At 34.9% G+C, this 23144-nt stretch carries 20 protein-coding genes; 17 read left to right on the plus strand and 3 right to left on the minus strand.

What is annotated here, in order from left to right; translation table 11 throughout:
- Positions 1-26: 26 nt before the first annotated feature.
- The 7 genes from CGC48_RS06360 (at position 27) to CGC48_RS06390 (ending at position 9241) form a co-directional block, all read left to right on the plus strand.
- A complete protein-coding gene (locus CGC48_RS06360) occupies positions 27-2153 on the plus strand; it encodes a prolyl oligopeptidase family serine peptidase (protein WP_098028910.1) in 2127 nt (708 codons plus the stop codon).
- A 333-nt stretch (positions 2154-2486) separates the two neighbouring features.
- A complete protein-coding gene (gene porK, locus CGC48_RS06365) occupies positions 2487-3860 on the plus strand; it encodes a T9SS ring complex lipoprotein PorK/GldK (protein ID WP_041994020.1) in 1374 nt (457 codons plus the stop codon).
- Positions 3861-3919: 59 nt separating this feature from the next.
- Positions 3920-4585, plus strand: coding sequence for a type IX secretion system motor protein PorL/GldL (porL, locus tag CGC48_RS06370; RefSeq protein ID WP_018278290.1), 666 nt, complete (start codon positions 3920-3922; stop codon positions 4583-4585).
- Positions 4586-4622: 37 nt separating this feature from the next.
- A complete protein-coding gene (gene porM / locus CGC48_RS06375; RefSeq protein ID WP_098028911.1) occupies positions 4623-6194 on the plus strand; it encodes a type IX secretion system motor protein PorM/GldM in 1572 nt (523 codons plus the stop codon).
- Between the two features lie 13 nt (positions 6195-6207).
- On the plus strand, positions 6208-7107 hold the full coding sequence (gene porN / locus CGC48_RS06380) for a type IX secretion system ring subunit PorN/GldN (protein ID WP_098028912.1): 900 nt from the start codon (positions 6208-6210) through the stop codon (positions 7105-7107).
- Positions 7108-7219: 112 nt separating this feature from the next.
- A complete protein-coding gene (locus CGC48_RS06385) occupies positions 7220-8269 on the plus strand; it encodes an NAD(P)/FAD-dependent oxidoreductase (protein ID WP_098028913.1) in 1050 nt (349 codons plus the stop codon).
- A gap of 27 nt (positions 8270-8296) precedes the next feature.
- Entirely contained in the window at positions 8297-9241 is a 945-nt protein-coding gene (locus CGC48_RS06390) for a 2-hydroxyacid dehydrogenase (RefSeq protein WP_098028914.1), read from the plus strand.
- A 48-nt stretch (positions 9242-9289) separates the two neighbouring features.
- On the opposite strand, the gene CGC48_RS06395 is transcribed toward CGC48_RS06390, so the two are convergent.
- The gene (locus tag CGC48_RS06395; RefSeq protein ID WP_098028915.1) at positions 9290-10336 is read right to left on the minus strand and encodes an inorganic phosphate transporter; all 1047 of its coding nucleotides are present in this window, start codon (positions 10334-10336) and stop codon (positions 9290-9292) included.
- A gap of 46 nt (positions 10337-10382) precedes the next feature.
- Entirely contained in the window at positions 10383-10850 is a 468-nt protein-coding gene (locus CGC48_RS06400) for a DinB family protein (protein ID WP_098028916.1), read from the minus strand.
- A 191-nt stretch (positions 10851-11041) separates the two neighbouring features.
- Here CGC48_RS06400 and queD point away from each other — a divergent pair, with 191 nt between their 5' ends.
- From queD to trxB, 7 genes are all read left to right on the plus strand, one after another.
- The gene (queD, locus tag CGC48_RS06405) at positions 11042-11494 is read left to right on the plus strand and encodes a 6-carboxytetrahydropterin synthase QueD (RefSeq protein ID WP_018278297.1); all 453 of its coding nucleotides are present in this window, start codon (positions 11042-11044) and stop codon (positions 11492-11494) included.
- A gap of 116 nt (positions 11495-11610) precedes the next feature.
- Positions 11611-12369, plus strand: coding sequence for a UDP-2,3-diacylglucosamine diphosphatase (locus CGC48_RS06410; RefSeq protein WP_098028917.1), 759 nt, complete (start codon positions 11611-11613; stop codon positions 12367-12369).
- Positions 12370-12390: 21 nt separating this feature from the next.
- Positions 12391-13068, plus strand: a complete 678-nt coding sequence (locus CGC48_RS06415; RefSeq protein WP_098028918.1) for a spermidine synthase — start codon at positions 12391-12393, stop codon at positions 13066-13068.
- 97 nt (positions 13069-13165) lie between these two features.
- Positions 13166-13360 (plus strand): 30S ribosomal protein S21, encoded by a 195-nt coding sequence (rpsU, locus tag CGC48_RS06420; RefSeq protein ID WP_018278300.1) that lies wholly within the window; start codon positions 13166-13168, stop codon positions 13358-13360.
- Between the two features lie 173 nt (positions 13361-13533).
- Positions 13534-15330 (plus strand): translation elongation factor 4, encoded by a 1797-nt coding sequence (gene lepA, locus CGC48_RS06425; RefSeq protein WP_098029780.1) that lies wholly within the window; start codon positions 13534-13536, stop codon positions 15328-15330.
- Positions 15331-15369: 39 nt separating this feature from the next.
- Positions 15370-16446, plus strand: coding sequence for a putative phage abortive infection protein (locus CGC48_RS06430; protein ID WP_098028919.1), 1077 nt, complete (start codon positions 15370-15372; stop codon positions 16444-16446).
- 414 nt (positions 16447-16860) lie between these two features.
- Positions 16861-17808, plus strand: coding sequence for a thioredoxin-disulfide reductase (trxB, locus tag CGC48_RS06435; RefSeq protein ID WP_098028920.1), 948 nt, complete (start codon positions 16861-16863; stop codon positions 17806-17808).
- An 89-nt stretch (positions 17809-17897) separates the two neighbouring features.
- On the opposite strand, the gene CGC48_RS06440 is transcribed toward trxB, so the two are convergent.
- Positions 17898-19829 carry an LTA synthase family protein gene (locus CGC48_RS06440; protein ID WP_232780463.1) on the minus strand — a complete coding sequence of 644 codons (1932 nt, stop codon included), beginning with the start codon at positions 19827-19829 and terminating at the stop codon, positions 17898-17900.
- Between the two features lie 212 nt (positions 19830-20041).
- Between CGC48_RS06440 and CGC48_RS06445 the strand changes: the two genes are divergently transcribed.
- The 3 genes from CGC48_RS06445 (at position 20042) to CGC48_RS06455 (ending at position 23028) form a co-directional block, all read left to right on the plus strand.
- Positions 20042-20872 carry a hypothetical protein gene (locus CGC48_RS06445; RefSeq protein ID WP_098028921.1) on the plus strand — a complete coding sequence of 277 codons (831 nt, stop codon included), beginning with the start codon at positions 20042-20044 and terminating at the stop codon, positions 20870-20872.
- 18 nt (positions 20873-20890) lie between these two features.
- Positions 20891-22042, plus strand: coding sequence for a thiol-activated cytolysin family protein (locus tag CGC48_RS06450; RefSeq protein WP_098028922.1), 1152 nt, complete (start codon positions 20891-20893; stop codon positions 22040-22042).
- A gap of 398 nt (positions 22043-22440) precedes the next feature.
- Entirely contained in the window at positions 22441-23028 is a 588-nt protein-coding gene (locus tag CGC48_RS06455; RefSeq protein WP_373309641.1) for a peptidoglycan-binding protein LysM, read from the plus strand.
- Positions 23029-23144 lie beyond the last annotated feature (116 nt).

Raw genomic sequence — 23144 nt, forward strand, 5'->3', positions numbered from 1 at the left:
ATAGAATTTACAAATTAAGAAAGACTATGCAAAAAAGAATAATTCCTTTAGGATGTTTACTTTTGATGGTGGCTTGTCAAAAGACGCAACAATCAGAAGCTGTTAAAGTTACATATCCTGAAACTAAAAAAGTGGATAGTGTAGACGTTTACTTTGGTACAGAAGTAAAAGACCCTTATCGTTGGTTGGAAGATGACCGAAGCGAGGAAACTGCTAACTGGGTTAAAGCTCAAAATGAAGTTACTTTTGGGTATTTAGCACAAATTCCATACAGAGAAACAATTAAAAAACGTTTGGAAAAGTTATGGAATTACGAAAAAATAGGAGCTCCTTTTAAAGAAGGAGAATATACCTATTACTATAAAAATGATGGATTGCAAAATCAGAGTGTACTCTATCGCAGAGATAAAGACGGAAAAGAGGAAGTATTTCTCAATCCTAATGAATTTTCAAAAGATGGAACCACTTCGTTGGGAGGGGTTAGTTTTTCAGAAGATGGGTCTTTGGTAGCCTACTTAATTTCAGAAGGAGGAAGCGACTGGCGTAAACTCATTGTAATGAAAACCCAAAATAAAGAGATTGTAGGTGATACGTTAGTGGACATCAAATTTAGCGGAGCTTCGTGGAATGGAAATGATGGTTTCTATTACTCAAGTTATGACAAGCCCAAAGGAAGCGAACTTTCTGCGAAAACAGACACACATAAGTTATATTACCACAAATTAGGGACTTCACAAAAGGAGGATAAACTAATTTTTGGAGGAACGCCAGAGCAAAAATATCGTTATGTTTCAGGGTACGTTTCTGATGATAAGAATTATTTGTTTATTTCAGGAGCAAACTCTACTTCTGGTAACAAGCTATTTGTGAAAGACTTGAGAAATCCAAAATCTGATTTTGTCGCTATCACGGAAGATTTCAACAATGATACACAAGTGGTAAATAATAAGGGTTCAAAATTGTTTCTAGTTACGAATCTAAACGCTCCAAACAAACGTTTGGTAAGTGTAGATTTTTCAAATCCTAAGCCTGAAAATTGGAAAGATGTGATTCCTGAAACTGAGAATGTTTTGTCTGTTTCTTCGGCAGGGGATTACATTTTTGCTAAGTATATTGTTGACGCTGTTTCAAAAGTAAAGCAATACGATTACGATGGAAAACTAATCCGTGAGGTAGAGTTGCCTGGAGTAGGTTCAACTGGAGGACTTTCTGCAAAAGAAGAAGATAAAGAGACTTATTTTTCATTTACAAATTACAATACACCAGGTAAAATCTATAAAATGGATTTAGATTCTGGTAAGTACGATTTGTATTGGGAACCTAAAATCGATTTGAAATCAGAAGATTACGAATCCAAGCAAGTTTTTTACACATCAAAAGATGGTACAAAAGTTCCAATGATTATTACCTACAAGAAAGGAACTAAGTTAGACGGAAAAAATCCTACTATTTTGTATGGTTATGGAGGATTTAACGTGAGTTTGACGCCTTCTTTTAATACTTCAAACGCTGTGTGGTTGGAAAATGGAGGTGTTTATGCGGTAGCAAATCTGCGAGGCGGTGGCGAGTATGGTAAAAAATGGCACGATGCGGGTACAAAAATGCAAAAACAAAACGTTTTTGATGATTTCATAGCGGCTGCAGAATATTTAATCGCTGAGAAATATACATCTTCTGACTTTTTAGCAATTCACGGAGGTTCCAACGGAGGGCTATTGGTTGGAGCAACGATGACACAACGTCCAGAATTATTTAGAGTAGCGTTACCTGCTGTTGGTGTTTTGGATATGCTTCGTTATCATACATTTACAGCGGGTGCTGGTTGGGCGTATGATTATGGTACAGCTAACGACAGCAAAGAAATGTTCGAATATTTGAAAGGATACTCTCCTATTCACAATGTTAAAGAAGGTGTTACGTATCCCGCTACGATGGTAACTACTGGTGATCACGATGATCGTGTTGTTCCCGCACATAGTTTTAAGTTTGCAGCAGAATTGCAAAGCAAACAAACAGGAAGTAACCCGACACTTATCCGTATTGAAACTAATGCGGGACATGGAGCAGGAACTCCAATAAGTAAAATTATAGAACAAGCTGCCGATATGCAGTCATTCATTCTTTGGAATGTAGGGATTAAGGAGTTAAAATAGTAAAAATTTCAAGTGATTTGAGCAAAAATAACTAAAAATGAAAGATGTTTTTCTGAATATCTTTTCTGAGAAAAAGTTAAATTTACAAAGAAAAGATATTCGTTATTTCTTGCTCATTTTTTTGTTAATAAAAACTGCTTTATTGTTGAAAAATAGTTTGTAGTGCTGGTTTTTAATCCTGAAAAAAAATTTAGATATGGTAGGGATTAGTATTAAAGAATTCTAAATATAGTGTTAAACTTAATTCGACAATATTAAATAAAAATGAATAGTTATTGCAGGTTTCAAAATAATTATATACGTTTGCAACCTGAAATAATGTGAATTTAAATAATGTTTATGGCAAGGAAAATATTTGTAATGCTACTAATGCTTACTGTAGTTTATGCGTGCGGCCGTGGTGGAGATAACAAAGGAGAACTTGTAGGCGTTAAAGGAAAGAGTTGGAAACAACCGAGACCTTATGGAATGACCCTTATTCCAAGTGGATCTTTTATTATGGGGAGCTCCGACGACGATAAAGCAGGAAGCTTAAATGCACCTGTCAAAACAGTTAGTGTGGGTTCGTTTTATATGGATGAAACAGAAATTACAAACAGCGAGTATCGTCAGTTTGTTAATTGGGTGCGTGATTCCATAATCCGAACAAATCTCGCGGAATTGGCTGACGAAACGGGGCAATCTCAAGGGGGAGGAGGCATAGGGGACTATGCTTATCTGGATGCAAATACTGAAAATATGAGTGCATACGAACAGTACTTGCAGAATACTTATGGAGATGAACGTAAGCGTAAGTTAAACAGAAAAGTGCAATTAATTTGGGATACCAAGAAGTTTCCAGATGAGTACTATTCCGAGGTAATGGATAAAATGTATCTGCCAGAGGAGGAATCTTACAATGGTAAGCGCATTATGGATGTTGAGAAGTTTGTTTTCAAGTATCAGTGGCTAGATATGGAGAAAGCTGCTCGTGCCAAAGGCAACAGAAAAGATTTCTTTAAAGAAGAACTTATAAAAGTATATCCTGATACAACGGTTTGGGTTCGTGATTTCAATTATTCGTACAATGAGCCAATGCATAATCAGTATTTTTGGCACGAAGCTTACGGTGATTATCCTGTAGTTGGTGTTAATTGGATGCAGGCAAAGGCATTTTGTGAGTGGAGAACTTTAAATAAAAATACGTATCAAAAAGCTAAAGGGCAAGATGAAGTTAATGCTTTTCGTTTGCCTATTGAGTCTGAGTGGGAGTATGCCGCCAGAGGAGGTCTTGAGGGAGGTACATATCCTTGGGGAGGACCTTATACGACGGATGATAGAGGTTGTTTCTTAGCAAACTTTAAGCCGTTACGTGGTGACTATGCCTCAGATAATGCATTGTACACTGTTGAAGCTAAGTCTTACGAGCCTAACGGATACAATCTCTATAATATGGCGGGTAACGTATCTGAATGGACAAATACTTCGTATGACCCGAATTCGTATGAATATATGTCAACAATGAATCCAAGTGTTATTGATGAAAAGAATAAACGCAAGGTAATCAGAGGAGGTTCTTGGAAAGATGTAGCATATATGTTACAAGTTAATACTCGTGATTTTGAGTATCAGGATTCTGCTCGTAGTTACATTGGATTTAGAACGGTTCAGGACTTTATGGGGGTTAGTGAAGGAGCACAAAGCAAAGGAGTGAGAGGTTTTAGATAATAACCGGTCAATTTAGTAAACAAAAATATAATTAAATAAACATTTAAATACTTAATCTTATGGCAAAAGGGAATAAAGGAAGAAAAAAAATCTTCAACGCAGTTTACAGTCTTGGAGCATCAGTTGTAATTCTTGGTGCATTATTTAAGTTAACTCACTGGAGTTTTGGACCTCTTAACGGAACTGTTTTGTTAGCTGTTGGGCTTATTACAGAAGCAATTATATTCTTCATAGCTGCTTTTGAACCAGTTGAAGAAGAATACGATTGGTCATTGGTTTATCCTGAATTAGCTGGAGGTATGGCTCGTCAAGGAGTTGCAAAGTCAGCTCCTGTTCAAGAAAAAGAGGATAAACTACTTAAAGAATCTTTGTCTGAGAAATTAGATGGTATCTTGGCAGAAGCTAAGGTTGATGCTAATTTGATGCGTACATTAGGTAAATCAATTGAGAATTTTGCAGGTGCTGCGAAAGAAATTACTCCAGTTGCTAATTCAATGGCTGCTACTCACAAATATGGAGAAGAGCTTTCATTGGCTGCTACTCAGTTGGAATCGTTAAACAGTCTTTACAAATTACAATTAGAAAGAACAGAAAATCAAGTTACTGCTCAAGCTGGAGTTGTAGATAATTTGAACTCTTTGAATGAGCAAATGTTGTCTTTCAAGAACAACTTGAAATCGTTGAATACAGTTTATGGGGGAATGCTGTCTGCTATGGGGAAATAATTTAGTTTTTTAATTAATAACTTAAAAAAATAGTACTATGGCAGGAGGAAAATTAAGTCCCAGACAGAGGATGATTAACCTTATGTATTTAGTCTTTATCGCAATGCTTGCATTAAATATGGGTAAAGAAGTTTTAAATGCATTCGGATTAGTCAATGAGAAGTTTGAAGCGTCAAACGTGAGAGCGAAAGCTACCAATGATGCAGTTATTGATGCTTTGAATAATAACGCAAAGGAAAATCCTGAAAAATATCAAGCAGATTACGATAAAGCAAAGGAGGTTAAAGCTTTGTCTGATGATTTCTATGAATATATTCAGAAAATTAAGGATGGATTAAATGAGGAAATTGGTCAGCAAGACAAAGCCCCAGCAGAAAGAGACTATCAGGCTATGGATAAATCTCAACATACTGATGAATTATTCTTTTTGGGAGAGGGATATGCTAAAGGTGGAAAAGAATTTGTTGAAAATATAGACAACTACAGAAACAAATTTTTGGCTATCTTAGGAGATAATCCTAAATATGCTTCTTTGGCTGAAAAAGTGAAGGCTAATTTTAGTACGGAAGATGTTAAGGATAAAGATGGAGTTAAGAAAAAATGGTTGAATTACAACTTTGAGGGATTTCCTTACATCGCTTCTTTGGCTAAATTCTCTATGATGCAATCTGATATTAGAACAAACGCTCAAGAGTTCTATGGTATGTTGATGGAAGGAAATTTGAAACAACAAGTTTCAATGACAAATTATACAACCTTGCTTGAGCAATCAAAAGGTGCATACTATCAAGGTGAAAAATTTGATGGAGCGATTGTATTAGGTAGGAAAGATGCTTCTACACGTCCCAATTCTGTTGAATTGAAATTGGATGGACGTGCATTGTCACCTTCTGATTATACGATTGAAGATGGTCGTGTAAAACTAAACATAGGTGCAGGAAATGCGGGTGAGCACAAAATCACAGGTAGTCTGCATTTTGACCAAGATGGTGAAAGAATTTCTGTTCCTGTTGAGCAATCGTTTTCGACTATTCCGAAACCTAACTCCGCAGTTATTTCTGCTGACAAAATGAACGTAGTTTATCGAGGAGTTTCTAACCCGATTACGATTTCAATGCCAGGAGTGCCAAACAATAAAATTTCAGCTTCTGGTGCAGGTTTAAGCAGAAGTGGTAATGGTTGGGTGATGAATCCTGGTACTGGTAGGGAAGTAACAATCAATGTTTCAGGAGAGATAGACGGGCAAAAATTTAGTTCTTCAAGATTGTTCAGAATTAAAAATATCCCTCGTCCGTTGGCTTCGATTGGAGGACAAGTAGAGAGTGTTAAATTGCCAAAATCGAACTTAGGTGCTGCTACTATAACAGCGAAGTTTGAGGATTTCGATTTTGACTTGAATACAAGAATTACTTCATTCAAAGTTTCAATTCCTGGACAGCCTACAATTTCTGTACAAGGAAATAAAATGAATGACCAAGTGAGAAATGCTTTAAATAGAGCAAGAAAAGGGGATATAGTTAATATATTCGATGTAAAAGCTGCTATTGTAGGAAATTCGGATTATAAAATGCCAACCGTTATTCCTATAAATGTTGAAATAACAAATTAGAAATTGTATTATTATGTTTAACTGGAAAAATATAGGCTTATTAGCTGTTGCGATTTTTGCGTGTCAAATGTCTTTTGCTCAATTTAATATTTTGAATGCAAAGGAAGTTGAGGAAATTGGACAGAAAAGTGAAGCCCAAATAGAGTCAGATAACGACAAACCATTGCCTTATGGATATGTAGATGATAGGGATATCCTTTGGTCTGTGGAAGTCTGGGAAATCATTGACTTAAATGAGAGAATGAATTTTCCACTTCTATTTCCTACCGATACGATGGACGTTGATAAGTACAGACGTTCTTTGTATGACGTTTTGGTAAAGAATATGAAGAATGGAAGATTGAAAGACACCTATGCTGATTCTTATTTTACAGAAAAAAGAACATATGATCAGCTAAGCGGTGCCCTATCTAAAATCGACACATTGTCAGCAGGTTACGACCAATTGAATGCTGGAGAAGCAATTGACCCTGTGAACATAGCCAAGAGGGATTTGACTGCAGGAGATATAGTTCAATATCGTATCAGAGGTCTTTGGTATTTTGACAAACGACAAGGAGAGTTAAAGTATCGTTTATTGGGAATTGCTCCTGTAGCTCCGGACGTACATTATGTTGACTCTGAGGATGCTCAAAATAGATTGGTAGAATTGTTCTGGGTGTTTTATCCACAGGCAAGAGAAATTTTGCACGAGGCAAAGACGTTTAACCGAAAGAACAACGCAAGACCAATGTCCTTCGATCACTTGCTAAATGCGAGATTGTTTAGTGCAGTAGTTTACAAGGAAGCCAATGTATATGGTGACAGGAAAATTAGAGACTATCTGCCTGATAATTCACTCTTCCAGCTTTTGGAATCGGATAAGATTAAAGAATCTGTTCGTGATAAAGAGCAAGATATGTGGGCAAACTAATTTAAATTCACAGAATATTTATATAACTGTTTTAAAGCAAGTAATTGTTTTAAAACAGTTTTTTATTGTAGAAATATAGATTATTTTTGCGTACAATTTTATTAATTTGTATATGTTTGATTTTATCATTGTTGGGGCTGGTTTGGCAGGAGTCACTTTTGCGAACATCTTGGAGAAAAATAACAAATCATTCTGCATTATTACTGATAATTCTCAGATTGCGAGTTTAGTTGCTGGAGGTGTTTATAATCCTGTTGTTTTGAAGCGATTTACGCCTGTTTGGAGAGCTAATGAGCAAATGGATTTGTTGGATTCTTTTTATGATGAAATCGAGAAAAAAATCAATAAAAAAATTATAATCCCAATTCCTATTCTGAGAAAATTTGCTTCAGTAGAAGAGCAAAATAATTGGTTTTTTGCCTCTGATAAGCAAGTTCTTTCCTCGTATTTGAGTTCTGAAATAATTTCGGAAAAAAATAGGCACATTCAAGCTCCTTTCGGATTTGGAAAAGTACTCCAAACAGGTAGGTTGGATGTAAAAACTTACCTACAAGAGTGTACAAAGCTGTGGAAAGATGAAAGCATATTTCACCAAAGGAGATTTAATTATGAGGAGTTGAAAGTAAGCACATATAAGATAGATTATCAGACTATTTCTGCTAAAAATATCGTTTTTTGTGAAGGTTATGGAATTGTAAAAAATCCGTATTTCAATTATCTACCAATGAAACCTTGCAAGGGAGAAACTTTAACGTTTTATGCACCCGATTTGTGTCTTGAGGAGATTGTAAAAAGTGATGGTGTAATCTTACCAATTGGAGATAATTTTTATAAAATAGGAGCAACATACGAATGGGAAGATTTGAGTGATACAATCACTGAAAAAGCAAAAAATGAGTTGTTGGAAAAACTCAATAAATTGATTTCCTGTACATATGAAATCGTAGAGCAAGAAGCCTCTGTTCGCCCAACAGTTGCTGACCGTCGTCCGTTGGTTGGAAAACATCCTGATTATGATAATATGTGGATTTTGAATGGTTTAGGCACACGTGGTGTAATGAATGCTCCTTTTGTAGCAAAAAATCTTTATGAAATGGTTTATGAAAATAAGCTGATAGACAGAGAGATGAATGTGGAAAGGTACAGGAAATATAAAATTTGATATTAAAAAGTTTTAAAGATACAAGATATGAAAATACTTCATTTGGATACAAATCATCCATTGATGATTTCTCAACTTGCAGAAAATGGATTTGAAAATTATGAAGATTATACAAGTTCCAAAGCTGAAATCGAATCGAAAATACATTTGTATGATGGAATAATAATTCGAAGTCGGTTTTCGATTGACAAAAGTTTTATACAGAAGGCTACAAACCTGAAATTTATAGGAAGAGTAGGAGCAGGATTGGAAAATATTGATTGTGAGTTTGCTGATAGTGAGGGAATTATGTTAATTTCTTCTCCTGAAGGAAACCGAAATGCTGTAGGAGAACACACTTTAGGAATGTTGTTGGCGTTGCTTAATAAATTCAAAAAAGTAAATAAGGAAATTGAGCAAGGAAAGTGGCTACGTGAGGAAAATCGAGGCTGGGAATTGGATTACAAGACAGTGGGAATCATCGGTTATGGGAATATGGGGAAATCTTTTGCGAAAAAATTAAGAGGATTTGATTGTAAAGTGATTTGTTATGATATAAAACCCAATGTGGGAGATGAAAATGCTACACAAGTTTCACTGGAAGAGTTTTTTAGTCAGGCAGAAGTAGTAAGTTTGCATACACCTCAAACTCCATTGACAATGAATATGGTAAATACGGATTTCATCAACAAGTTTTCAAATTCATTTTGGTTATTGAATACAGCACGAGGCAGAAGTGTAGTTACAGATGATTTGGTAAAAGCTTTGAAATCAGGAAAAATACTTGGGGCGGGATTAGATGTTCTGGAATATGAAAAGTCATCGTTCGAAGATTTTTTTACAGATGATAATCTTCCTGAAGCATTTAGATATCTATTAGAGTCTGATAATGTTATTCTTACGCCACATATTGCTGGTTGGACTATGGAAAGCAAAGAGAAGTTAGCTCAAGTTATTGTGGATAAAATTATTGAAAATTTTAAAATGAAATAGAAGGTAACTAAAAAGTGATAAGGCGAGTTTGTATTATCACTTTTTTAATTAATGGTTATGTATAAATCCACCTATATCAGCAAGATAGATTAATAAAAGTGACAATAAAAAGGAAATGATAGGGGCAATCATCCACATAGTAAAAAAGCGTTTTACTTGGGTTTTATTAAAGATGTTCTTTGGTCCCATTTTTGCAACGCCAATTCCTAAAATAGCTGCTATGTTTACCTGAACCAGCGAGGAGGGAATTCCTTTTGTTACAGAAGCTAAAAGTAGCAAACTTCCTGAAATGAAGGCAATTATAACTGCTTCAAATTTTCCGAAGAGGATAATCTCTTTTCCTGTATTTTTCACAATTTTATGACCAAACAAAGAACTTCCAATACCAAAACAAGGAGCAACAATTAATGATGACAATATCAGAATTACCATAAAATCATTTTCATTTTGTAATCCTAATTCATTGATAGTCATTGCTGCAATAGGTCCCGCACCATTGGCCACGTTGTTTGAACCAATGGAGAAAGAAACATAAATAGACATTACAATCAGAATGGTATTCCAAACAGGGTTAAGATTTTCATTCTGAGCTCGTTGCATAGTGAAGCCTCTCTTTCGCATTGGTTTATAGATGTATTTCCCGCATAAGTAACTCAAAATAAATGAAATAATAGGGAGAATGAACCAAGTAGGAATAATTTCGTAAAATAATTTTCCTGAGTCTAATTTATTGAAATACAGGGAAGGAGCAGCAAATGCAAGAACAGCAGCCTGACTTGTTGACTGAGGGATTCCTGAAATATTAGCTATCAGAAGCGTAATCGCAACAGAAAGTAAAGCTACTGATACAACTGTGAAAGTCATATAGTTAGCAGGTAAGATGCCATTTCCCATTGTGGTTGCTGTATTTTTACCAGCAACAAAAGCTCCTAAAAAAACTGCAATGCCGAAAATACCTGGAATTAAGCTCCTTCGTATAACATTTGCTCCATAACTTGCAGAAAATGCAGGTGCTGTACCACTTCCTCCCATAGTTATAGCAAGTGCCATAGCAATGAGATATGGAATTAGTAATTGGTTATAAATGGGCGACATCTTTCTACTTCTAAATGTTTAAATAAATGCTAAATGTTTGGTGGGTTTAAAGAAAATAGTTTAAGGCAATTATTGAACCTAAATGCATACTTTCGTGTACATTATTGAAGTTTATGGCGTCTTCAATGCAGGTAAGTTCAAAGCCATAACTGGTCATATATGTATTATACTGCTGAAAAACTCCTTTTTCGTAATCTGATTTGAGTTGTTCTTGTGTTGAAATTAATAATTCTTTTATGTTATTAATTTCTTCTTTTGTAGGAAGATATTCTTTAGGAAAAGTACCTTTTCGATATGTTTCGATAAATTCATCGGTAACTAGAGGAGTGATGTTTCCAAGTTTGTAGCATAAAAGTTGTTGAGTTACAATGCAGTGAGCTATGTTCCATAGTACGTTGTTATGAAACCCATTAGGGACTTTTGCCAATTGTTCGGGAGATAATCTCTCTAAAAAATCTACAAGTCTAAGGCGTGTAGCTTTGTGTAATTCAAATGTTTGTTTTGTAAGTAACATTATTTTTTCTGATAAAATATTGTCGCAAAAATAGAAAAATTTAATGTATAAACCTTGTTTTTGGATTAAAAAATAGGAAAAAGAATACCAAAAAATGAGTGGTTTGATATATCATTATTTTTCCAAATTGATTGCGTTTTTGTTGTTATTTTCTTTTTCATTACTTTTACGGCTTAAAAATTATTTCTGAGATGGCGAACATACGCATTACTAAAAAGTTTGAATTTGAGGCGGGACACGCTTTGTATGGTTACGACGGGAAGTGTAAAAATCTGCACGGACATAGCTATAAGCTGCACGTTACCGTAGTTGGTAAGCCTATAAATGACCCCAATAATGTAAAATACGGAATGGTGATTGATTTTGGTGATTTGAAACGCATCGTGAAGCAGGAAATTATCGATGAATTTGATCACGCGATGATTTTCAATGCCAATTCACCACATTTGGAGTTGGCAAACGAACTTAAAGCCAAAGGGCATCATATTATTTTGGTGGATTATCAGCCTACAAGTGAAAATTTGGTTGCTGATTTTGCCAATCGTATCAAAAAATATTTACCCGAAAATGTAACTTTATTTTCGCTTCGTTTGCAAGAAACCGAAAGCTCTTACGCTGAATGGTTTGCTTCGGACAATTTGTGATAGATTATAGATATTAGGGAATCGGCATTAGGCAATAAGCTGTTGTTTATTGTTAATTCCTTCTCCTCATAACTTGTCTCTTATAACTTCGATTTTTTCCCTTTATACTTAAAACTTTGAACTTACAACTTCAATCAAATAAAAAGATTTATTTCGCTTCTGATAATCATTTGGGAGCACCTGATTTCGTGGCAAGTCGTCAGCGAGAATTGGCTTTTGTGAATTGGCTTAGCCAGATTGAAGCAGATGCAGGGGCAATTTTTCTGTTGGGTGATTTGTTTGATTTTTGGTTCGAATATAAAACAGTCGTTCCAAAAGGATTTGTGCGTGTTTTAGGGAAATTGGCAGCTCTGACCGATAAAGGAATTCCGATTTATTTTTTTGTTGGAAATCACGATTTATGGATGAACGATTATTTCCAAAAAGAATTAAATATTCCTGTTTTTCACAAACCGCTGGAATTTGAATCTTGTGGTAAACGCTTTCTGGTGGGGCACGGCGATGGACTCGGACCAGGCGACAAAGGTTTTAAACGGATGAAAAAAGTGTTTACCAATCCAGTAGCAAAATGGTTTTTCCGATGGCTACATCCTGATATTGGAGTGAGACTGGCACAATATCTTTCAGTAAAAAATAAGTTAATTTCAGGAGATGAAGACGTGAAATTCTTAGGGGAAGATAACGAATGGCTGGTACAATATTGCAAACGCAAGTTAAAAACCAAACATTATGATTATTTTCTTTTCGGGCATCGGCATTTGCCAATGGAAATTGAGCTTTCGAGTAATTCCAAGTATATAAACACAGGCGATTGGATTCACTATTTTACCTATGCCGTTTTTAACGGGAAAGAAGTAAACTTATTGAAAGTCTGATTTTTATCTACAATTTATCCAATGTTAAAAAGAATTCTCAGTTATATTATTCCTATTACAATTCACAAACGAGAATCGTCTGTTAGTAAGTCAATTGAAGTGGTTTTTCGTGATGGACGTTTGGTTTTGGATACGCCCAACACAAATTATTCTTACGGAAGTTTACAACGGATTTTACGAAAAGGCTTGAAAAAAATAGGTTTTCCAGAAATACAAAAGATGGAAAGTATTTTAGTTTTGGGTTTGGCTGGAGGTAGCGTTGTAAAAACTTTGGTTGATGAAATTTCATACAAAGGAAAAATAACCGCTGTTGATATTGATAAAGAGATTGTTGAAGTTGCGAAAACATATTTTAATCTTGATGAAATTGACAATTTAGAAATTGTTGTTGATGATGCACAGCAATTTGTGCATAAATTAAAATCAAAATATAATTTGATTATTATTGACGTTTTTCAAGATGATAAAATGCCTGATTTTTTGTTCTCTCCAGAATTTGTGAATAGAGTACTTTCTTTGCGGACACATAATGGAAAAATATTGTTTAATACGATGAAAAACAATAAGAAACAATCTGAAAGAAATACAAATTTCATCAAATTTTGCGAACAAACCAATTTGGTAAAAGTAATTCCAAATGTGGAGGGAAGCAACGAATTAATAATTATTTCAGAGAAAGAAAATAATTTTATTGAATAGAATTTATTGTCTTAGGAATTATTTTTTCGAGTAAAATTTGTGAGTTTCAGAAAAAAAATGCATATTTGCAGCCCAAATGAGAGGAGGTGTGTAGATTATGTTAATAATACCAGTAAAAGACGGCGAAAGCATCGACAAAGCGTTAAAACGTTACAAAAGAAAATTTGACAGAACGGGAGTTGTTCGTAAACTTCGTGAGAAACAGCATTTTACAAAAAATTCTGTAAAGAGAAGAAATGAACTACAAAAAGCTCGATACATCCAATATTTGAGAGATCAAGAGGAAGTTTAGTCATTTCAAAGATAAATTAAAAATCCGTTTCTAAAACAGAAACGGATTTTTTTGTTTAAAAAATCAAATTCAATAAGTTTGAAGGGAAAACTTGTTGGCTTTTTATTTTTCTTCTTTTTCCTTTGCACTTTTTTCGTATCTTTGCCAATTACAACAATTTGAAAACAAGAGAAATGAAAAACATACGCAATTTTTGCATTATCGCACACATCGACCACGGAAAAAGTACCCTTGCTGACCGACTTTTGGACTTTACCAAAACCGTTACCGAACGCGAAAAACAAGACCAACTCCTTGATAATATGGACTTAGAGCGTGAACGAGGGATTACCATCAAATCTCACGCTATCCAAATGGAGTACGAGTACAAGGGCGAAACTTACATTCTGAATCTTATCGACACCCCTGGTCACGTGGATTTCTCGTACGAAGTGTCGCGTTCCATTGCTGCGTGTGAGGGAGCTTTGCTGATTGTCGATGCTGCACAAAGTATTCAAGCTCAGACTATTTCTAACCTGTATTTGGCTTTGGAAAATGACTTGGAAATTATTCCTATCTTAAATAAAATAGACCTTCCTTCGGCAAATCCGGAAGAAGTAAAAGACGATATTGTTGATTTACTCGGCTGTGACCCTGATGATATTATCCCTGCTTCTGGGAAAACAGGTTTGGGCGTGGAGCAAATCCTCGAAGCTATCATCGAACGCATTCCTGCCCCAAAAGGCGACCCCGATGCACCGCTTCAAGCACTGATTTTCGATTCGGTGTACAATCCGTTTCGTGGTGTGGAAACGTATTTCCGTGTGATGAATGGAGAAATCCGTAAAGGTCAGAAAATCAAATTTATGTCTACCGGAAAAATCTACGATGCTGACGAGGTAGGGACGCTTAAACTCAATCAAGTAGCCAAGCAATCTGTAAAAACGGGTGATGTGGGTTACCTCATTACTGGAATAAAAGATGCTCGTGAGGTAAAGGTGGGTGATACGATTACTTCGGCAGTAAATGGCTGTTCTGAAATCATTGATGGATTTGAAGACGTAAAACCGATGGTATTTGCTGGAATTTATCCTGTTGATACTGAGGATTATGAAGAACTTCGAGCTTCGATGGAAAAACTGCAACTTAACGATGCTTCGCTAGTTTTCACTCCTGAAAGTTCAGCAGCATTGGGCTTTGGCTTCCGTTGTGGTTTCCTCGGAATGTTGCACTTGGAAATCATTCAAGAGCGATTGGAACGAGAGTTCGATATGACCGTAATTACTACCGTTCCGAACGTTAGTTACCTGGCGTACACGAAGAAAGACCCTGAAACGCCTATCGTAGTAAATAATCCGTCTGACCTTCCCGACCCATCGAAATTGGACCGAGTGGAAGAGCCGTACATCAAGGCATCGGTAATTACCAAAGCGGATTTTGTGGGGCAAGTGATGTCGCTTTGTATCGAAAAACGCGGGCAAATTACCAATCAGACGTACCTCACTCCCGAGCGTGTGGAACTAAATTTTGATATGCCACTGGCGGAAATCGTGTTTGATTTTTACGACCGATTAAAAACAGTGTCAAAGGGTTACGCCTCATTTGATTATTCGCCTATCGGAATGAGAGCTTCTAATTTGGTGAAAGTCGATGTGCTGATTAACGCCAATTCGGTAGATGCATTGTCTGCTCTTATTCACGCCGATAATGCGTACAATATCGGAAAGAAAATGTGTGAAAAATTGCGTGAACTGATTCCACGTCAGCAGTTTGATATTCCAATTCAGGCAGCAATTGGGGCGAAAATCATCGCTCGTGAAACTATCAAAGCTCTCCGTAAAGACGTTACCGCCAAATGTTATGGTGGAGACATCTCGCGTAAACGTAAACTCCTTGAAAAACAGAAGAAAGGTAAAAAACGTATGCGACAAATCGGAAACGTAGAAGTGCCACAATCTGCGTTTATGGCGGTATTGAAGTTGAATGATTAGACCGTAGCACGGTCGGGCGATGATTTTATGTGGAAGATTATGGCTTGGATTAAAAAACATATAAATAGAATTTTAATAATTTCTTCTATTGCTTGTATCGTTTTTTCAATTATTTCACCTTTTATTTTTACGAGAAGTAATGAGTGGGGTGTTGATTTTTCTAAAACAGGAGAAATAGGGGATACCATAGGAGGTTTAACAAGCCCTTTTATTGGTGTGGCTGCTGTATTTGTTACGGCATTGGCTTTTTATGCTCAATATAGAGCAAATCAAATACAAATCAATGCTCTTAGAGAACAGAAAAAACAATTTGAAGAAGAACAGAAGGAATATCGTAAAGAAACTGAATTACAAAAATTTGAAACTCAATTTTATGAAATGCTTCGTCTTCATAAGGAGAATGTGAATGAAATTGAGATTGAAACCATTGATGGTAAAACAATTAAGGGTAGAAATGCTTTTTTTGAAATGAAAAAGGATTTAGAGGATATGTTTCCTATGTATGAGTCGAGGTTGAATGGGAATAGTTTAAGAGGAATTTATGGGGTATTTTTTTGGGGTATTCTCAATAAAGGCCTCGTTCTTAGAGACAATTTGTTTGAAAATAAAAGTACATTGCATTCCTTTATCAATAAAGTAGAAGATTATTTAATTAAGGAAGTTATTTCCCCTACTAATATGTCCTATCTTCCAGAGATAGTATGGGGAAGGCATAAGCTCAAAATAGAAAGATTAAAGGGGCATCATAGCTATTTGGGTCATTATTATCGTCATTTGTTTTTAACTGTTAAATTCGTTGTAAATCAAAAAGAAGATTTGATTTCGGAAGAAGAAAAATTAAATTATTTACGAATTTTAAGAGCTCAACTATCGAATTATGAACAAATAATGTTGTTTTACAATTGGTTGAGTAGTTATGGGGGAGATTGGGAAAACAATGAAAATCAATTCTTTACCAAATATAAAATGATACACAATTTGTGGCATAGAGAGATGTACAAAGATGATTTTATAAAAGGAAAACTTGAAGAACTTATAGATAAGTATAAAAAAAATGGAGGAAGTGGAGATTTCTTTGAAATGGGGGATGATATAGAAGATACTGAAAACAAATAATTTTAACACATAAATATTATGCCAGTAAAGTACAATGTCGTGGGACGCAAGAACCCACAAAAGCCTAAACTTTACATTAAATTGAGAACGTAGAAATAACACAAAGTATATTTATGGTTAAAGTGCTAATGATAATATTATCATAGAAAGTAATTCTCTATTTTAAAATCACAATACTTATGAAACCAATTCAAAATATAACCCAGCAGGAATTTATTGATTTTTGTATTGACAAAAAACTCAATAGTACTACCTGCTGAAGTTTTTACGACATCTTTGAAAATTACCAAATTGAAAAAATAGTACTTAAAAAAATTGAGGAATTGTTAGTTGATAAAAGGCTTTTGGGGTGAATGTTTGCATTCTTCTAAAAAAGACGTACCTTTGTAAAGTTGAATTCAAAAAAATAGAATAATGGCTGAGATAGAAAAAGTAAAATGCCTTATAATAGGTTCAGGGCCTGCAGGATACACTGCTGCAATTTACGCTTCGCGTGCTAATATGCATCCTGTGTTATATCAGGGGGAACAACCTGGAGGACAGCTAACTACAACAAACGAGGTTGAAAACTTCCCTGGGTATCCTAATGGGATTACTGGTACAGCAATGATGATGGAGTTACAGCAACAAGCTGAACGCTTTGGAACTGAAATACGCAACGGATGGGTAACAAAGGTTGATTTTTCACAAACTCCTCATAAAGTGTGGATTAATGAAGAAAAAGAAATTCACGCACAAACAGTGATTATTGCTACGGGAGCTTCTGCTAAGTACTTGGGATTACCTTCCGAGCAACATTATTTGAAAACAGGCGGAGGAGTTTCTGCTTGTGCTGTGTGTGATGGTTTCTTCTACAGAAAGCAAAAAGTAGCCATTGTTGGGGCGGGAGACTCAGCCTGTGAGGAAGCGTTGTATTTGGCGAATATCTGTGAGAAAGTAACGATGCTTGTTCGTCGTGATGAGTTCCGTGCTTCTCGAATTATGAAAGAACGTGTGTTAAAAGCAGAAAATATAGAAGTACTTTATAACACTGAAACAGAAGAAGTTTTAGGTGATGGACAGGTAGTTACGGCTTTGAAAGTGCGTAATAATAAAACAAATGAAGTTTCCGAAATTCCTGTTACGGGCTTTTTTGTAGCAATAGGGCATACACCTAATACAGCTGTTTTCAAAGATTTTATTTCTCTTGATGAAACAGGCTACATCAAAAATGTACCAGGAACGTCTCTAACAAATGTAAAAGGTGTTTTTGTTGCTGGTGATGCCGCTGATAGCCGTTACAGACAGGCAATTACGGCTGCGGGTTCGGGATGTATGGCAGCATTGGACGCTGAAAGATATTTGATGACTTTGGAAGATTAATAGTTTAATGCAGATATTTTAAAAGCCTTAATTTTTACTAAAAAATTAAGGCTTTTTTATTAATAAAATCTTAAAGAAAAAGTTGGGCTTTATTCTAATTTTCGGTTGATAATTCTATCCATATAATCTTGAATGAAAGCTTGTAAGTCTTTAATGCCTTTTTCCATTTCTGGATTACTTTCTTTGTTTATTAAGTTGTTTTTCAGTGCTTCATCTTCTTTTTGAAAAATTCCATTTACGCTTCCATCTTCATTTAAAACATAAATGTAATTTCCTTGCATTAGCCTATAAACGTGTGAATCAGAAATATATGCTCGAGGGGTTTCTTCTTTGTCAGAGAACAAACTGCGTCCCCACGAACGAAAAGGTTGATTGTAACCAATTAAATCAACAACTGAAGGATAAATATCTATTTGCTGAGCTATTTCCGACGAAATTCCTTTGCCAACCAATTCAGGGTTAGGACTATAAAAAATTAGAGTAGCTCCAGTGGTTGTGATGGGCTGTTTGTAAAGGTCGTAAAAAATTTGATTTGGGTGGTCGTTAGTGAAAACAAAAATAGTATTGTTGTACCAATTTTCTTTCTGAGCTGACTCAAAAAACTTTTTCAAAGCGTAGTCCGTATACTGAATGCATTGGTGTATTTCAACATTTCCTTTATCGAATTTGCCTTCATATTTTTCTGGAATTTTGAAAGGATGGTGTGATGAAACGGTAAATATTGTTCCTAAAAAAGGCTGTTGTTTTTTGCTTAATTCATCGTTCATAAACTGAAGGAAAGGCTCGTCCCAAATACCCCATACACCGTCAAAATCAGCATCGTTATTATATTCATCTTTTCCAAAGTAATTATCAAAACCTAGAATATTTGAAAAACCTAAAAATCCCATAGAACCATTAGGTGCGGAATGGAAAAATGATGTGTTGTATCCCATTTTTTTGGCAATTGAAACAACAGACTCTGTGGGTTGCTGCACATAAGGAGAGGAGGTATAAGCCACCTGAAAGGTAGGGATTCCTGCGTAAATTGAGGACATTCCGTGAATGGATTGTCTTCCGTTACCATACGCATTGTCAAATATATAGGAATGCTGAGCTAGTGAGTCCAAAAAGGGAGTGTACGATTTGTAATTAGGGATATTTCTTGAAGAGTTTAGGCAACCTACATATTCTCTTCCAAAACTTTCCAAAATGAAAATCACGACATTGGGCTTGTCGGTTACTTTTCTGTTATACTGTTTTATTGGAAGAATATTTTTCTGAATATACTCATCTGAAACGAATTTATATTCTTTAAATCCTTTGTTTTTCCCGATGGTTCGAATAAGCGTGAAAGGTGTATTGAGAATAACATCAGCGTGTGCTGAATTGGTTACGTGCCGACTGGCGTCCAAAATGTTTATCGGACGTGATGAATGTGCTAAACTTCCTCCCCGTATTCCTGCCAAAACGCCTATTCCTATTCCTAAAAACAACAAAACAGACCATACAACATACGGAAGAGGTCGAATTCTGAAACTTTTGATGTTGATTTTTTTATAAAGGAATATCCAAAGAACGATTAAACCAATAAATATAAGTACTAAATACCAGTAATTTGCTAAAAAGATGAAAAATAATTCGCTTTTGTTTTGCTCGTTTTCTACTACGGCAAACGAGGCGGTGGTTAGACGTGATTTGCTAAACGGATAGTAAATCATATCCACAAAATTGGTCGCATAAGCAATTCCGTTTGTGATGAAATAAATCCAAAAGAGTATTTTTTGGTAAGTTTTATACGTATTTACCCATAAAGGAAACAAACTGAGCAAAATGAATAGTAAATTGACGTAAAGAATAGCCGTTGTGTCGAACTTAATTCCCAAAAAGAATAATTTCAAAAGCTGACTTGTGCTAATTTCTCCTATGATTTCTGTGTTAAAAAGAAAAAATAGAAGTCGTGCAATGAAGTAGAAAATATAAACTAAAAAGATTCGGTAGAAAAAAACACCATATTCATTGGTTCGGATAAGTTTGTTCATAAAACTTTGATGTTGCGATTTGTAATGAAAAGCAAAGATACGGATAGTTGAAAAAATACCAATATGTAAAACATCGGAAATACATTCAGTTGTTTTTATGATAAAATTTACTTAGGATATATTTTCTTTTTTTTAGTTAAATAAAAGTTAATTTACTTGTTTGTGTATTTTGTTCAAAATACATTTGTGGCATAATTCTAATAAGTTTTATTGTGAAGAAAGTATTTCTACTAACAATTGTTACATTATTGTGGGCTTGTAGTAAAAGCTCATTAGGAAAGGAAGTTCAACCAGAGGTTGAGCAAAAGCTTTCATTTTCAATAGGAATCAAGGAACGAACAGAAGTTACGAACTTACGTGTAGGTAAGGAAATTCCTATTGAAGTGACTGAAATCACAGACATACATAGAGGAACAGATTTCGTTTATGTGTTGAGAGTTGTGGGTAATGATGCTACGCGGCATCAAGTTTTGGGTGTGGACTATGCTTTGAAGGTTAAGAGTGGTATAGGTTTTCGAGATGTAGATCGTTTTGAGATTATTGATACTGATAATTTGCCTTCATTTGTTATTGTCCCTAAAGTTGCTGGTACATTTCAAATTGACTTTCACCTGCAAAAGTATGATAAAATTAATAATAAAAATGTAGGGGAGCCGATCGCTAAGCAGGTAATTTTTAGTGCAGTAAAAATTAACTTTGATTTTCCTGCCTGGAAAATAAAAGAGTCAAGTACTTGGAATCGTTCTGAACATAGACGTCAGTTTAAATTTTCGATTGATGATGGGAATCGTGAGTACGATTCATACCTGAGTAATCCTTTAAGTACACGAAGATACGATTATGTTACATATTACGATGGGCAAACCAAATCAGGAGAGTTTATGGCAGGACATCAGTATGAGTTCCGTGACCATATTGATACAAAAAAAGGTCCTAAACAAATGAGTGAAATGCCTCAAACCCTAACAATTGAAATTACGCAACATTTGCATAGTGGGCTGAAAAATATTATCAGATATGAAAATGTACCTCTCGAATATTAATTTAATATAACATATTGTATGAAAACAAAATTTTTAAATTTGCTGTTTGCTACAATGCTTGTAGCAGTGTCGTGTGGCGATAAAGAAGATGATAGTCCTAAAACCATTGAGCAACTTAAGTCAGTTGCTTATAAGGAAGAAGCTCCCAAAGTAATTACCAGTAAAAAAACGGGAAACATAGTGGTTGACCCTACTACAGGAAAAAACCAGTACGAATATCTGACTACTGTGCAAGAGCAGTACGCTATTACACCTCTTTCTGTGGTGGCTGACAATATGTCTGATGTTATTTTTCCAGGTAGTATTTTGCGTGGAGATTCTTTTATGAATGGAAAATATGACCCACTTGTGCTTAGGAATGAATTTACCCCAGTAACTTTGTCAATATCACTTAGGGGGGATATTAAAGTTTCTGAAACAACAAAACCTGTTCTAAGTCAAGTAAGACAAGTGATGAATGACTTAATAACTCGTCAGGCAGGAGCTAATCGTATAAATTTTGAATATGTTCCTTCTGTTTTCTCTTACGAAAGCAATAAAGTTACTACAGAGGAGCATTTCAGAAGTAGTTTGAAAATTCACACTTCGGCAAACATACTCAAAGGGATTATAAAGTCAAGTTTTGATTATCAGAAAGATGGGAGTAATTCGCTGACCAAAAATTATGTGATGGTGGCTTTCCGTCAACATATTTACAGTGCATCAATTGATCCGAAACATTATTCAACTTGGATAAAGGGTGATGTTGATGTTAAGGATATGGGGGAGTATGAGCCTCTTTATATTGGTAGTGTTGATTATGGACGTGTAGGTTATATTTTTATTGAAACTACCAAGTCAGCTGAAGAAGTTCGTAAAATGATAAAAGCTTCTTTGGAAGTAGCTGTAGGTTATGTTGATGCCAATGCTAATGCGAATTATGTCAATGAATTTAAGAGGTTATTTCAAGAAGATAAGGTAAAGGTTAAGATTTCAGGCGGTCCTGTTGAGTTGGGTAATAAAGTGAATAGTTATGGAAGTTTTGAGAAATTTGTTCAAATGCCAAACTCTGAAAATATTACAAAAACTTCTGTGCCTATTTCATATAAAGTACGTCGCCTAAAAGATAACACAGAGGTTCAAGTAATTGATACCTATACACATAACGTTGTCGAAATGAAAGATAATTAAAAAAAATAAAAAGCTTTTTAAGAGGAAAGTAATTAGATCTTGTAGATTATATCTCTCAACAAAAGCAAAACACTATGCTATGTTTACTGTTATAGCATAGTGTTTTTATGTTTTTTGCTATCACGAAAAAGTTGTTTTTTATTTTAATAAGTGTTAAAATTGTTTTCTTGATAGTTAAAAATATTAAATTTGAATCTGTAATTCTTTTAATATTAACTATGTATTAGGAAATAATATTTTCTTTTCCTATAAAATGACTATTTTTGCCCCCGCTAATTTTAAGCAGAAATTGTTTCACTTTGTGAAAGTATCGTAAGTCTTAAAGAAACTAAATGAAAATGATTAATGCAAAGAGGAGGTATCTTTTTACAATTTTGGGATTGCTTAGTTTTGTTTGTATGTGTTTTACAATCAGTGATGAGCAAATCAAAGAAATTCAAGTTCACAGAAATTTTGTTGTAGAAAAACCTCAGTTGGCAACTGTGTTGCCAGTACAAGAAAATGAAAAAAACAGTACTTTAAATCCGCCACTTATTGGCAAAACGTTCATTGGCTTTAAAGAAGCCTTAGCTTACAGAGAGTCCCGAGGTAACTATTTTATTGTAAATCAATACGGTTATATGGGGAAGTATCAGTTTGGGAAGTCAGCTTTGCAGTTTTATGGAGTTAAAAATGCAGAAGAATTTCTGAAATCTCCTGAACAACAAGAACGACTTTTTACCCTGAGTGTTAAGAGAAACAAATGGGTATTAAGAAAAGAAATCAAACAATTTGCGGGTAAACGTATTAATGGTATTTATATTACCGAATCGGGAATTCTAGCGGCAGCACATCTTGCAGGAGCTCAGAATGTTAAGAATTATTTTAAGAGTAGAGGTGGTTATGCTTTTGCTGATGCAAACGGGACAACTTTGCAAAATTATTTGAAAAATTTTGCTGGCTATGAAGTAGAACACATTATTCCTGAAAAATTACCAAGATTTTAACCATATTATTTATACATATAAGAAGTTATCCAAAAAAGGGTAACTTCTTTTTCTTTGCAATAAAATGCATATATTTGCAAGGAAAAATGTAGATAAACTGATGTGATTTATCGCAC

The sequence above is a fragment of the Capnocytophaga cynodegmi genome (genome assembly GCF_002302475.1).
GTDB classification, from domain to species: domain Bacteria; phylum Bacteroidota; class Bacteroidia; order Flavobacteriales; family Flavobacteriaceae; genus Capnocytophaga; species Capnocytophaga cynodegmi.

Coding starts and splice junctions, on each gene's coding strand:
- queD (WP_018278297.1), top strand. CDS start 11,042: ATGGCGAACATACGCATTACTAAAAAGTTTGAATTTGAGGCGGGACAC.
- CGC48_RS06455 (WP_373309641.1), top strand. CDS start 22,441: ATGTGTTTTACAATCAGTGATGAGCAAATCAAAGAAATTCAAGTTCAC.
- CGC48_RS06415 (WP_098028918.1), top strand. CDS start 12,391: ATGTTAAAAAGAATTCTCAGTTATATTATTCCTATTACAATTCACAAA.
- CGC48_RS06395 (WP_098028915.1), bottom strand. CDS start 10,336: ATGTCGCCCATTTATAACCAATTACTAATTCCATATCTCATTGCTATG.
- CGC48_RS06400 (WP_098028916.1), bottom strand. CDS start 10,850: ATGTTACTTACAAAACAAACATTTGAATTACACAAAGCTACACGCCTT.
- CGC48_RS06450 (WP_098028922.1), top strand. CDS start 20,891: ATGAAAACAAAATTTTTAAATTTGCTGTTTGCTACAATGCTTGTAGCA.
- lepA (WP_098029780.1), top strand. CDS start 13,534: ATGAAAAACATACGCAATTTTTGCATTATCGCACACATCGACCACGGA.
- CGC48_RS06360 (WP_098028910.1), top strand. CDS start 27: ATGCAAAAAAGAATAATTCCTTTAGGATGTTTACTTTTGATGGTGGCT.
- porN (WP_098028912.1), top strand. CDS start 6,208: ATGTTTAACTGGAAAAATATAGGCTTATTAGCTGTTGCGATTTTTGCG.
- porM (WP_098028911.1), top strand. CDS start 4,623: ATGGCAGGAGGAAAATTAAGTCCCAGACAGAGGATGATTAACCTTATG.
- porK (WP_041994020.1), top strand. CDS start 2,487: ATGTTTATGGCAAGGAAAATATTTGTAATGCTACTAATGCTTACTGTA.
- rpsU (WP_018278300.1), top strand. CDS start 13,166: ATGTTAATAATACCAGTAAAAGACGGCGAAAGCATCGACAAAGCGTTA.
- porL (WP_018278290.1), top strand. CDS start 3,920: ATGGCAAAAGGGAATAAAGGAAGAAAAAAAATCTTCAACGCAGTTTAC.
- CGC48_RS06430 (WP_098028919.1), top strand. CDS start 15,370: ATGGCTTGGATTAAAAAACATATAAATAGAATTTTAATAATTTCTTCT.
- CGC48_RS06385 (WP_098028913.1), top strand. CDS start 7,220: ATGTTTGATTTTATCATTGTTGGGGCTGGTTTGGCAGGAGTCACTTTT.
- trxB (WP_098028920.1), top strand. CDS start 16,861: ATGGCTGAGATAGAAAAAGTAAAATGCCTTATAATAGGTTCAGGGCCT.
- CGC48_RS06390 (WP_098028914.1), top strand. CDS start 8,297: ATGAAAATACTTCATTTGGATACAAATCATCCATTGATGATTTCTCAA.
- CGC48_RS06440 (WP_232780463.1), bottom strand. CDS start 19,829: ATGAACAAACTTATCCGAACCAATGAATATGGTGTTTTTTTCTACCGA.